General features: G+C 68.6%; 7 protein-coding genes and 1 pseudogene. 3 read left to right on the forward strand and 5 right to left on the reverse strand.

Annotated features, from left to right (window positions below; translation table 11 throughout):
* From GM672_RS25600 to GM672_RS25615, 5 genes and pseudogenes are all read right to left on the reverse strand, one after another.
* Positions 1-639, reverse strand: a pseudogene (locus tag GM672_RS25600) (cell wall metabolism sensor histidine kinase WalK); the annotation flags it as partial.
* A gap of 28 nt (positions 640-667) precedes the next feature.
* On the reverse strand, positions 668-982 hold the full coding sequence (locus GM672_RS28535) for a hypothetical protein (protein WP_170300243.1): 315 nt from the start codon (positions 980-982) through the stop codon (positions 668-670).
* 80 nt (positions 983-1,062) lie between these two features.
* On the reverse strand, positions 1,063-2,427 hold the full coding sequence (locus GM672_RS25605; protein ID WP_155473350.1) for a Gfo/Idh/MocA family protein: 1,365 nt from the start codon (positions 2,425-2,427) through the stop codon (positions 1,063-1,065).
* Positions 2,428-2,464: 37 nt separating this feature from the next.
* A complete protein-coding gene (locus tag GM672_RS25610; protein WP_155473351.1) occupies positions 2,465-5,461 on the reverse strand; it encodes a TonB-dependent receptor plug domain-containing protein in 2,997 nt (998 codons plus the stop codon).
* An 88-nt stretch (positions 5,462-5,549) separates the two neighbouring features.
* Entirely contained in the window at positions 5,550-8,843 is a 3,294-nt protein-coding gene (locus tag GM672_RS25615; protein WP_155473352.1) for a TIM-barrel domain-containing protein, read from the reverse strand.
* A 298-nt stretch (positions 8,844-9,141) separates the two neighbouring features.
* Between GM672_RS25615 and GM672_RS25620 the strand changes: the two genes are divergently transcribed.
* The 3 genes from GM672_RS25620 to GM672_RS25630 all read left to right on the forward strand — a co-directional run.
* Complete coding sequence (locus GM672_RS25620) at positions 9,142-10,284, forward strand: SIS domain-containing protein (protein ID WP_155473353.1); 1,143 nt, start codon at positions 9,142-9,144, stop codon at positions 10,282-10,284.
* Positions 10,271-11,227 (forward strand): ROK family protein, encoded by a 957-nt coding sequence (locus tag GM672_RS25625; RefSeq protein WP_155473354.1) that lies wholly within the window; start codon positions 10,271-10,273, stop codon positions 11,225-11,227. The genes GM672_RS25620 and GM672_RS25625 overlap by 14 nt, the downstream gene beginning before the upstream one ends.
* On the forward strand, positions 11,224-11,854 hold a 631-nt coding region (locus GM672_RS25630; protein WP_211517429.1), incomplete at its 3' end, for a class II D-tagatose-bisphosphate aldolase non-catalytic subunit. The genes GM672_RS25625 and GM672_RS25630, both read left to right, overlap by 4 nt.

The following is an 11,854-nucleotide window of genomic DNA, read 5'->3' on the forward strand; positions in this document are numbered from 1 at the left end:
GGGCGCCAGCGCGCCGCCGGCGGCCAGCCCGGCGCTGCCGCGCAAGGTCACGCCGCCGGCGCCGTCGCACTGGTAGAACAGCAGGAAAGGCAGGTCCAGAGCCAGGCTGTCGTACTGCGCCACCATCCGCGCGCCGATGTCGTCGATCGACCGGGCCGCGCCGATGGCTGCCGTCAGGTCGCGCAGGATGCGGGTGCGGCGGGCGTTGAGCACCTGGGCCGTGGTCTCGGTGATCGGATGGAACACGCCGCCGACGGCGCCCGACTCGTCGCGGATGGGCGAGAACGAGAAGGTCATGAAGGCTTCCTCCAGGTAGCCGTAGCGGTCCAGGAACATGCGCTGGTCGCGGATATAGGCGCCCTCGCCTTCGTGGGCACGGTCGAAGGCGTCGCCCACCACCGGCAGCGCGGTGGCCCAGCAGAGCCGGAACGGCTCGCCCATCGATGCCGGATGCTTGCCGCCGCAGATGGGGCGGTAGGCATCGTTATATATCTGCACGTCGTCCGGCCCCCATGCCACCAGGATCGGGAAGGTCGAAGACAGGCACAGGCTGACGGAAGTGCGCAGGCTCTGGGGCCAGCCCGACAAGGGCCCGAGCGACGTGCGCGACCAGTCCATCGACCGGATCAGCGCCCCCATGTCGCCGCCGCCGGAGAGCCAGCTCAGGTCATCGGATGGAGGAGACGGGAGCGGGGATTGGTTCGGCATGGACGGGCGGAGGACGGGACATGGATGCTGGAAGGGGACTCAGCTTGCTATTGTACTTCAGCACAAGATAATTCCACTTCGACAACGCACGAACGTGCGCGCGGATGTCGCAAAAGACCCACGATACTACCGTGGCGGGCGCTGGTCCCGCACCGGCGCGCGGGGCGGCGACCAGCGCATACGTGGCATCGCCGGCCCTGGCCTGCTGCTGCACTACCTGAACGGCGATGGCACGATGGTCGACGACCGGCTTGGGATGGCGGAAGAACAGCATGGGGCGCCTCTGGTGATCGGGATCGCCCCATGGCGGGTACCACCCGGCCCTCTATCAACGGTCGAGGCCCGGGGCGCCCTTCAATAACGGTCGTCGAAACCGAAGATGGGCTTGCGCGTACGCCAGCCGCCCCGGGTGAAGTCGGGGAAGTCCAGCGTCTGGTAGCCCTGGGCGATGGATTGCTCGGACAGGGGCGTGATCGCGCTCCACGTGACGGCATCGTGGATATCGATCGGCATCGGCGCGCGCGCCTTCAACGCTTCCACGAAGGCGTGGATGACGAAGAAGTCCATGCCGCCGTGGCCGGCGCCCTCGGCCTGGGCCGCGAACTTGCGCCACAGCGGGTGCTCGTAGCGGTCCTGCCACGCCTTGAACTCGTCCCACTGGTGGGGTTTGCTCTGTCCCTCGACGTGGATGCCGTGGTTCAGGTCCATCCACAACCCCTTCGTGCCCTGGACCCGGAAGCCCAGCGAGTACGGGCGCGGCAGCGAGGTGTCGTGCTGCAGCAGGATGGTTTCGCCGTTTTCCGTGGCCAGGGTGGTGGTGACGACGTCGCCCAGGCTGAAGCTTGCCTTCGCGTTCGGGTGGTTGGCGCCGCCTTCCTTGACGATGTAATCGTGCAGGCCGCGCGCCTTGGTGGCGAAACTGTTGATGCGCGTGAAGCGGTTGCCCCGATTGATATTGGTGTACATGGCGCAGGGGCCGATGCCGTGGCTGGGATACAGCTCGCCGTTGCGCCGCACCGAATGATCGGTGCGCCAGCGCGCTTCGGAAAAGCCCTTGGCACCGAACTCCACGCCGCCGCCGTAAGGCCTGGCCGGGTCGCCGCTGTTGAACTTGACGGCGCGCAGGTCGTGCTGGTAGCCGCCCTGCAGGTGCACCAGTTCGCCGAACACGCCGGCGCGCACCATGCGCAGCACGGCCAGCACGTCGCGGCGGTAGCACACGTTCTCCAGCAGCATGTACGGCGTGCCGGTCGAAAGCTGCGTGTCCAGCACGTCCCAATGGTCTTGCAAGGTGATGCCCGCCACCACCTCGCAGCCCACCGCCACCTTGGCCTGCATCGCCGCGACGGCCATCGGCGCATGCCACTCCCATGGCGTGGCGATGATGACGCCGTCCAGCGCGCGGCTGTCCAGCATGCGCTTGTAGGCCTGCGGGTCGCGGTCCTCGCCGAAGGTGCGGGGACGGGGCTTGCCCAGCTTGTCGGCCAGCGCCAGCGCGCGGCCCAGCATGACGGGGTCGATATCGCACAGCGCCGCCACTTCCACGTCGTCGCGGCGCAGCAGTTCGCGCAGCAGCACCTGGCCGCGCATGCCGGTGCCGATCATGCCGAGTCGCAGGCGCTGCCCGCCCGGTGCGGCCAGGGCGCCGGGGAGCAGCAGGCTGCCGGCCAGCGCGGCGCCGGCCTGGAGGAAACCACGTCGATTGTTTGCCTGATTCATAGTGTCTCGTTGGTCCATGTCGATTGATTGTAGCGGCTCACCAGAACTTGTAGCCGACGGAGAAGGCGAACTGGCGGCCGAACAGGTTCTGGGCGTGGTTGTATCCCTCCCAGCCGTTCGGGTCGTAATACGGCCGCTTGTCCAGCACGTTCTTGATATTCAGGCCCACGTCCAGGCCCTTGACGGGCTTCCACGTGAAGCCCAGGTTGACCGTCGTGTACGACGGCGTGCCGTCGCACTGGTGCGCCGGCAGCGGTACCGATGCGGCCGTGCAGTTTGCCGGTGTGTTGTCCGTGTCGTAGGGGCCGTAGGCCCATTTCGTGCCGCCGCTGTAGTTGACGAAGACGCTGGTGACGAAATCGCGCCAGGCCCAGTCGGCGTTGAAGGTGGCACGCAAGCGCGGCGAATCGTAGAAGCCCACGTAGTTGCCCGAAAAGCCGCTGCCGTCTTCGTAATTGTAGGTCTCGCGCTTGCGGATCGTCGTCGCCAGGCCCGTATTGAGCTTGCCCCACTCGCCCAGCGGGAAGCGCACCCGCGCGTCGATGTCGAAGCCGTCGACGAGGGTACGGCCCCGGTTCGTGTACGAGTTGATCAGGCCACCCAGGTTGCCCACCGAGTAGCGCGGCAAGGCGCCCACGCACGCCGCGGCGTTGGCCGGGGTAGCGCACATCGTGGCGACAGCGGCCATGTTGGCGCGGTCGGCATCCGTGAGTTCGTTGCGGATGGCGCGGTCCGTTCCCGCCAAGGTAGGGCCATGCTGTTCGACCAGCTGGGTGAACAGCTGGTTGAAGTCCTGCCGCACGATCTCGTTCTTGCGGTAGACGAACCAGTAGTCCAGCGAGATGCTGACGTTCCGGGCCGGCTGCAGCACCAGGCCCAGGGTGGAGATCTTGGCCTGCTCCGGACGCAGCTCGGGGTTGGGGGGCGTGAGCCCACCCACGGTGGTCGAGCAGTTCGAATTGAGCAGGTTCTTGCCCAGGTCGACCTCGGTGGCGCTGACGGATTTGAGCAGCAGGCGCGCGATGGCGTTGGTTTCGTCGCAGCGCACGGTGTCGCGGATGCCGCCCACCTGGGCGAATACGCCGCCGCTGCCCGATTCGGCCAGGTTGGGCGCGCGGAAGCCTTCCGAGTAGGTGCCGCGCACCATCACCTCGGGGCGGGCGCGCCACTGCACGCCCAGCTTGGGCGCCAGGTTGGCCGAGAAGTTCGGGTACTTGTCCAGCCGCGCCGCGGCGTTCAGTTCCAGCGTGTCCGTCAGCGGCACGATCACCTCGCCGAACAGGGCCGAGATGGTGCGCCGGCCGTCGAACCAGGAACCGCCCTGCTGCGTGATCAGGCCATTGGCCGCGTCGGCGTTGCCGGGCGTGTCGAAGCTTTCGCGCATCAGGCTGGTGCCGAAGGCGGCGCGGATTTCACGTTCGCCCAGCTTCGCCAGCGTGCCTTCGATCTTCGCATCCCACGTAATGAGCTTGGTCCACGACTGGATGTCGAAGGTAGGAAAGGCCGCTCGCAGCAGCGCCGCATTGGCTTCGCTGACTTCGCCGAAGCGGTAGGCCGGATTGTCGGCGATGTACGCGCGGCCCGTGACAGGGTCGACGGTGGTTGGGCCGAAGGCCTGCTCGAAGCCGCGCGTATTGATATTGGTGGTCTGGTACAAGGTCGAATGGCTGCCGGCGATGGCCAGCGCCGTCTCGAAGTCCCAGCCACCGGACAGGTTGCCGCGCAGGCCGGCCAGGGCGCGATAGCTGTCGTCGCGGTTGGTCTGGCCGAAGTGGCCCACGGCGTCCTGCAGGATATAGTTCAGGCCCGCCGCGCCGCCCATCCTGGCCGCCATGTCCGCGTCGAGCTTGCCGCGCAGGTAGACGTTGTTTGGGCCCAGGTAGGGATTGGTGAAGGTGTTGAGCTTCGTGCCCGTATTGCGCGAGAACCAGTTGCTGGTGGTGCCGCTGTTGAAGCTGCGCGGGCCGTTCTCGCCACGCAGCTTGATGCGGGTGTAGGCCGCCTCGGCGAAGCCTTCGACCGATTCGCCCAATTTCATGCGGCCGGCAAGGTAGGCCGTGGCCCGGTCCGACGTGGGACCCGTGTCGAGCGCGTACGGCAGGTTGTTCCACACGCAGCGCGTGCCGGAGGCTTCCGTGATGGCCGTCGGGCAGCCGGCGACGGCGCGCTGGGTGCGCGCATTGTTCTTTGCCGGATCGAACACGAAGAAGGTGCCGGGGTTGGGCACGCCCGGTTCGCTGCCCGTGCCGATGCGGAAGTTCGGGACGAAGTTCGGGTTGTTGACGTAGAAATAGCCGGGCCGCTTGTCGTAGGTGTCGGCCAGCGCGATGCGGTCGCGCTGGTAGACGTTGACCGAGCCGTACACGTTCCAGCCGTCCTTGTCCAGGTCGCCCGTGCCGTAGATAAGGCTGGCCTGGCGCTCGCCGTAGGCCGATACCTCGGCCGATTTGTCGGCACTGGCGCGCGCTTCCAGGCCCTGGTAGTTCTTCTTCGTGATGACGTTGATGACGCCGGCCACGGCATCCGAGCCGTAGACGGCCGAGGCGCCGTCCGTCAGCACTTCCATCCGCTCGATGGCGGCGGCCGGGATCGAATCGATATTGACGAACATGGTCTGGAAGCCCGACGGCGCGCCGTAGAACGACAGGCGACGGCCGTTCAGCAGCACCAGCGTGCCCTGGGCGCCCAGGCCCCGCAGGTTGGCCTGCGAGCCGCCGTCGGACCCCGTGAACATGGACCGGAAGTCCTGCTGGGCGGGCCGCGCCGCCGGCAGGTTGTCCAGCACCTGCAGCAGGGTGCGCGCGCCCATGTTCTCGATCTGCTTGGCGTCGATCACCTGCACCGGCGAGGCTGTCTCGGCATTGATCCGTTTCAGGCTGGAGCCCGTCACCTCGACCCGCACCAGCTTGCCCGCCCGCTCGTCCTGCTCGGCCTTGTCGGCGGCCTCGGACGCCTTCTCGACCTGGCCGGCAGCCAGCGCGCCGGAAGCCAGGCCCGCGGCCGCCAGCGCGGCCATCATTTTCTTCAGTTTCATGTGCATCTCCTTGTTATTCAGGTTGCAGGCGCCCCTCCCCGCTCACGGCAGGGGCGTGAAGTGGGAACGGATGGTTGGATCGACTCGTTCAGCGCGGCGTGGCCGAGGCACCTTCCGTGCCGGTCAACATGGCGTTGGCCCAGTTACCGCACACCTGGGCCGGCCGGGCGCCGCGCGCGCCCAGGGTGCGCAGGCTGATGTCCTTCAGCCCGCGAACGTCGATTTCCGGCTTGACGACGGCGGGTGCCGTGACGAAACCGCTGTCATACAACAGCCGTGCGCCGCTCCAGACCTGGAATTGCAGTCCGCCGGCGGCGCGGCAGCTGTCGTCGACACCGAGGTCGGCGCGCAGCAAAGTCCAGTTGCCGGCCAGGGCCAGGTCGATGCGGCTGGCCGGGCCCACGCCCAGGCCCTTGCGGAAACGCAGGCCGTTCATGCGCATGCCGGAGGGCTGCATCTTGCCGGCCGGCCGGTCGCGCGCCACGCCACGGGGCAGCGCCAGGTCGGACAGGTACAGCTGGCGCTCGGCCTCCTGCGGCGCCTGGTATTCCAGTACGCGGAATGCCGACAGGGTGATCGGGCCGACATCCGTCGGCGCCAGCGCGTTGACGGCGCGGGCCGGGGCGCCCTGGGCCGCGGTGACCGTCGGGTCGGCTGCCGCCGCGCCCTCGCCTTCCGGGTTCTGCGTGCCGAGGACCCGGAAGCGCAGCAGGCGCCCGGCCGTGGGCGGGAAGGCAATCGTCTGCGTGCCCTCCTTCAGCGCCAGGCGCCCACGCTGGACAGGCGTGCCCCAGTCGCCGTTGTTGTCGGCGATGTAGAGTTCGTAGTCGCGCACCTGGCCGTGCTGCCAGTGCTTGTCCGTGCGGGGCGCCAGTTCGATGCCGTCCACCAGCCGGCGCTCCGTGAAACCGAGCGTCCATTCATGGGGCCCGCTGCGCACAGCCTGGCTGCGCACGGTGCGGAACCACGTGGCGGGATCGCCATCGAAGGCGTTTTCCAGGGGGTGGCCGGGCTCCTCGGCGGGTCGGTTGACCACCACCATGGCGTCGGCCGGCAGCGCGCGGCCCAGCACGGGCGCGGCGGGGAATTCATCGTCGGGCCGATCGCCGATGACGCCGGAGACGACGAAGGCCAGTGGCTGGCGGATGTCCTGGCTTGCCGTTTTCACATGCAGGGTACCCTGGCGCTCGGCGGCGTCGAACCACCAGCCGTCGCTTGCGGCGTCGTAGGCGGCGCGGGTGGCGTGCTTGGCGAGCGCGGTGCCATTGGCCGTGACGGCGGCGGGAAGGCGCGCCGCCAGCATGCGCAGCGCATGGCCGCGCCGGGCCAGCTGGTCCGCGTAGCTGCCGGCCACGGGGTCGACGTCGACGTGCACGTCGGCGCCGGTGGCCCGCATGCGGACCTGCTGCGTGCTGAAGGCACCCTGCTGGTACTGGCGGGTGTTGCCGTCGTCCTCGTACAGGGTGTAGGCGGACTGGCCTTCCGGATACAGGTCCAGCGTCAGCACGTCCTTCGGCTTCTGGCCGTCGTACAGCATTTCCGGATACATGGGCAGGATGGCACCGGCGCGGACGAACACGGGCAGCTTGTCCAGGCTGACCTGCAGATCGAGGTCGCGCCCGGCCGCGCCGGCCGTGGCCTGGCGGCCGTCCCAGAAGTCGATCCAGCGCCCGGCCGGCAGGTGGATGCCCTGGCGCCAGCCCCGTGACACGGCCTGGCTGCGGTAGACCGGGGCCACCAGCAGCTCGCGACCCAGCAGGAACTGGTATTTGTGCGCCTCGGTCCACGCGGCAGGATCGTCCGGGTGGTCCCACATCAGGCCGCGCACGGGCGGCGCGCCGCTGGTTTCCGCCTCGCGCGCCAGGCCGTACATATACGGCGTCAGGCGCATCTTGAGTTTCAGGTAGCGCCGGTTGATCGAGCGGTACGGTTCGTCGAACCACCACGGATGCTTGCGCGCGGCGGCGGCCCAGCCGGACATGCCCATCAATACGGGCGTGAAGGCCTTCCACTGCAGGTCGCGCGTGTAGGTCTCGGCGCTGCCGCCGAAGATGGCGTCGACGTCGCCCGTGGCATAGGCCTGGCCGGACAGGCCGGAACCGATCAGGGTGGGAATATGCCAGCGGATATAGTCCCAGCTGGCGCTCTGGTCGCCCGTCCACGTCACGGCATAGCGCTGGGTGCCGGCCCAGCCCATCACGGTCCAGATGAAGGGGCGGCTGTCGGCGCTTTGCACGATGCCGTCGTAGGCCGCCTTGTTGGCGTCCAGCGAGAACTGGTAGCCCTTGCCCGTCCACGCCACGTCAAGCTTCTGCACGCGGCTGCCGGCCTGGCCCACCTCCCACGCCATCTTGTCGACACCGTCCTCGGTCCACAGGCCCGTCCGGAAGCCATAGTGCGACAGGCCCTTGACCGTCTCCGGCAGGGCCGTATAGCCGCAGCCGTAGCCGTCGTTCGGCAGTATCCAGCCGCCCGGCATATCGTGCTCGCGGTATTGTTTGGCCACGCTGGCGACGACGTCCGGCGTGGTGCCCGTCGGGCCATCGCTCCAGCCGGGCGGCACGGTGCCGGGTTTCTTCACGTTGTCGCCGTCGTTGTAGCAGTCGGCGTCGCCGTATTCCAGCGCCCAGCGGGGCAGCAGGCGCGCCCGTCCGGTCCACTCGGTGTAGCGGGCCAGCACGTCGCGCACGTCCTTGCCAACGAAATAATAGGCATCGAAACGGCTCTCGGCGTGCTGCAGGGCCGCCTGCGTCGCGTCGCGCAGATCGTAGCTGCCGTCGGACCAGGTGTTCCGCAGCATGCCCCAGCCACGCGAACTCATCAGGAACGGCGCGGGGCTGGGGCGGTCGCCCTCTTCCCAGCCGCCGGAATACGATATCTCCAGCTGGCGGCCCTTGAATTCGAAGCGACCGTTCTGCTGGCCGCCGCCGAAGAAGCGCTCGTCACGCTCGCTGGAGAGCAGCTGCACGCTATGCCCCTTGCCCAGCTCCAGCGGCTCGACCTCGCGCCACAGCGCCTCGTCGTCGCCCACGCGATACAGCGTGAAACGCAAGGGTTTGCGGTCGATCCGCAGCGCCAGCGCGGCGGTCTGGATCAGCACGTGGTCGCCCTGCTCGCGCAAGGTCGCGGCAGCGTCCTTCGCGGCCTGGCCGACGACGATGGCGGCGGCCTTGTCGCCCGGCCCCGTGAAGTTCCTGCCCGGCGGCGCCGCCTCGATGTGCAGTACGTCGGCGCGGGGCAAGCCGACGCGCACGCTCGCGCCGGTATCGGTGCCGATGCGCCAGCCACCGGCCCCGTCCGGCGCCAGTGTGCGCAGGTTGCCGACAGGGGCGGCGTGGGCAGCCGTGGCGGCCAGGGTCAGCAAAGCAGCAGGTATTTTCATATCGGTCCGAAAGAATTGCGGTTTTGACAGGCCAACTTTAGAAAGACAATGCGTCATCGTCAATAAAAAGAAAGAATAATTTGTTCTTTAACGCTATTTATCTTTCGTTTAAAAGAAATGCTGCGCCGCAAACTTTCTCTATTGTGGCAAAACCGCTACACGGGGCCACGCGGGCGGGCCAGAAAACAAATCGATTCGCAAACAGAACATGCCGACAACTTTCGTTTTACTTTCTTAATTGACTTTTCGAAATCTTGAGACTAAGCTTTATGAAACTTAATCTTTCCTTTATTTTTCGATGACCCATCTCCTGAACCGCGAACCCCAGGCCTGGCGCGATATCAGCGGCCTCGACACTGCCGAGGAAATCGCCCACCAGCCAGCCATGTGGCGCGCCCTGCGCGATCACCTGTGCGGCGAACAGCCGGCTATCGCGGCCTTCCTGGGCGACCGCCTGAACAACCCGGCGCAGCGCGTCATCCTGACGGGCGCGGGCAGCTCGGCCTATGTCGGCGCCATCGTGGCCGACGAACTGGATCGGGCCTGGCCCGCCCAGGTGCGCGCCGTGCCCACCACCAGCCTGTTGACGCATCCCGATCTGTACATTCGGCACGAGGTGCCGACCCTGCTGGTGTCGTTCGCCCGCAGCGGCAACAGCCCGGAAAGCCTGGCGGCCGTGGAGCTGGTGCGGCGCACGGTGCGCAATGCACGCTTCCTGAATATCACGTGCAATGCCGATGGCGCCCTGGCGCGGCAGGACGCCGACGGCACGGACGGGCGCGTGTTGAACCTGTTGATGCCGGCGGCCAGCTGCGACCGGGGCTTCGCCATGACGAGCAGCTTCACGTGCATGCTGCTGGCGGCGCTGGCCGTGCTGGGCAAGGAGCGCTATGCCGAGCGGCTGCCGCAACTGGCGGCGCTGGCCGAACAGGCCCTGCGGGACTGGGCCGCGCCCGTGGCGGCGCTGGCCACGCGGCCCGTGCAGCGCGTGGTCTACCTGGGCAGCGGCCCGCTCGAAGCGCTCGCGCGCGAATCGGCATTGAAGATCCTGGAGCTGACGGGCGGGCGCGTGCTGGCCCTGGCCGATACGGCGCTGGGCTTCCGGCACGGTCCCAAGTCGGCCTTGAACGGGGATGCGCTGGTGATCCTGTTCCGTGGCAGCGCCGCGCTGGCCCGGCGCTATGAAGACGACCTGCTGGCAGAACTGCGGCGCGACGGCGTGGCCGGCGCCTGCGTCACGGTGGGGCGCGACGGCGACTTCGCCGCACCGGCACCCGCGTGGGCCGATGCCTGGCTGGCGCCATTGTGGCTGCTGATGGCGCAGCAGTACGCGCTGCACCAGTCGGCCGTGCTGGGACTGACGCCCGACAATCCGTTTGCCGACGGCACCGTCAACCGCATCGTGCAAGGCGTCACGATCTACCGCCATGACCAGTTCTGACCTCCCGACCCGCGGCTGGCACGGCATCGACATCGGCGGCACCAAGATCGAGCTGGTGAGCTACGACGGGGCCTTTGCCGAAGTCTTCCGCGAACGCATCGCCACGCCCGCCATCGACTTTGCCGCCTTTGTCGACGCCATCGTCGCCCTGGTCTCGCGTGGCGACGCCGCGCTGGGCGGCAGCGCACCGGTGGGCATCGGCCTGCCCGGCGTGATCGACCAGGCCACCGGCCGCCAGGTCAGCTCGAACGTGCCCGCGCTCAACGGCCGCGAAGTGGCGACGACATTGCGGCAGGCGCTGGGGCGCCCGGTCGCCATCGGCAACGACTGCCAGTGCTTCGCGCTGTCCGAAGCCCGGGGCGGCGCTGCCGCCGGTCTGCCGTCGATGTTCGGCGCCATCGTCGGCACGGGCGCCGGCGGCGGCTACTGCGCCGACGGCCGGCTGCAGCGGGGCTTCAACGGCATTGCCGGCGAATGGGGTCACTGGACCATTCCCGCGTCCTTGCAGGCGCGCTACGGGCTGCCCCTGTTCGCCTGCCCATGCGGCAAGGCGGGCTGCCTGGAGCGCTACGTGTCCGGTCCGGGCATGAGCGTGCTGCACGGCCACTTCGGCGGCGCCGGCGCCGAGCCGCTGGCCATCGTTGCGCGTGGTGCCACGGGCGACGAGGCGGCCACGCGGGCGCTGGCCGCCCACGTGGACCTGCTGGGCCACGCGCTGGCCGGCGTCGTGCTGGCCTGCGACCCGCACGCCATCGTGCTGGGTGGCGGCCTGTCCAACCTGGCCCACCTGTACCAGCAACTGCCTGCCGCCGTGCAGCGCCACCTGTTTCGTGGCGTGCGGGTACCGCCCATCCTTCCGCCCCGCTTCGGCGCCGCCGGCGGCGCGCGCGGCGCCGCCCTGCTGGCCCGTCAATCCACTTCCCTCCACATTGAAGCGCCATGACCCAGACACCTTCCCCGATCCAGTCCATCGTCCAGGCCCACCGCCGTGGCCAACCCGTTGGCATGTACAGCGTGTGCTGCAGCCATCCGCTGGTGCTGCGCGCCGCCATGCGCGTCGCGCTGGAGCACGATACGCCCCTGCTGGTGGAAGCCACGTCGAACCAGGTCGACCAGTTCGGCGGCTATACGGGCATGACGCCAGTCCAATTCCATCGGCACCTGCTGCAGCTGGCCCGCGAACAGGGCTTCCCGGCCGAACGGCTGGTGCTTGGGGGCGACCACCTGGGACCGAATGCCTGGCAGCGGCAGGATTCGGCGACGGCGATGATGCACGCCGAGACGCTGGTAGCGGCCTACGCCGGCGCGGGCTTCCACAAGATCCACCTGGATTGCAGCATGCGCTGCGCCGACGACCCGGCCCGCCTGGATGACGAGACGGTGGCCGGACGGTCCGCGCGGCTGTGCGCCGTGGCCGAAGCGGCTGCCGGCGCGGCCGGCCTGCCGCCGCCCGTGTACGTGATCGGCACCGAAGTGCCCGTGCCCGGCGGCGAGGCAGCGCCGGCATCGGCCGCGGCCCGCACGCTGGAAGTACACCGCCAGGCCTTCGCGGCCGCCGGCCTGCGCGATG

This window comes from Pseudoduganella buxea (genome assembly GCF_009720835.1).
In the GTDB taxonomy this organism is placed as follows: domain Bacteria; phylum Pseudomonadota; class Gammaproteobacteria; order Burkholderiales; family Burkholderiaceae_D; genus Rugamonas; species Rugamonas buxea.

Bases quoted from the DNA above. Each gene is read 5' to 3' on its own strand.
- GM672_RS25615 (WP_155473352.1), bottom strand. From the start codon at position 8,843: ATGAAAATACCTGCTGCTTTGCTGACCCTGGCCGCCACGGCTGCCCAC.
- GM672_RS25610 (WP_155473351.1), bottom strand. From the start codon at position 5,461: ATGAAACTGAAGAAAATGATGGCCGCGCTGGCGGCCGCGGGCCTGGCT.
- GM672_RS25605 (WP_155473350.1), bottom strand. From the start codon at position 2,427: ATGAATCAGGCAAACAATCGACGTGGTTTCCTCCAGGCCGGCGCCGCG.
- GM672_RS25620 (WP_155473353.1), top strand. From the start codon at position 9,142: ATGACCCATCTCCTGAACCGCGAACCCCAGGCCTGGCGCGATATCAGC.
- GM672_RS25625 (WP_155473354.1), top strand. From the start codon at position 10,271: ATGACCAGTTCTGACCTCCCGACCCGCGGCTGGCACGGCATCGACATC.
- GM672_RS28535 (WP_170300243.1), bottom strand. From the start codon at position 982: ATGCTGTTCTTCCGCCATCCCAAGCCGGTCGTCGACCATCGTGCCATC.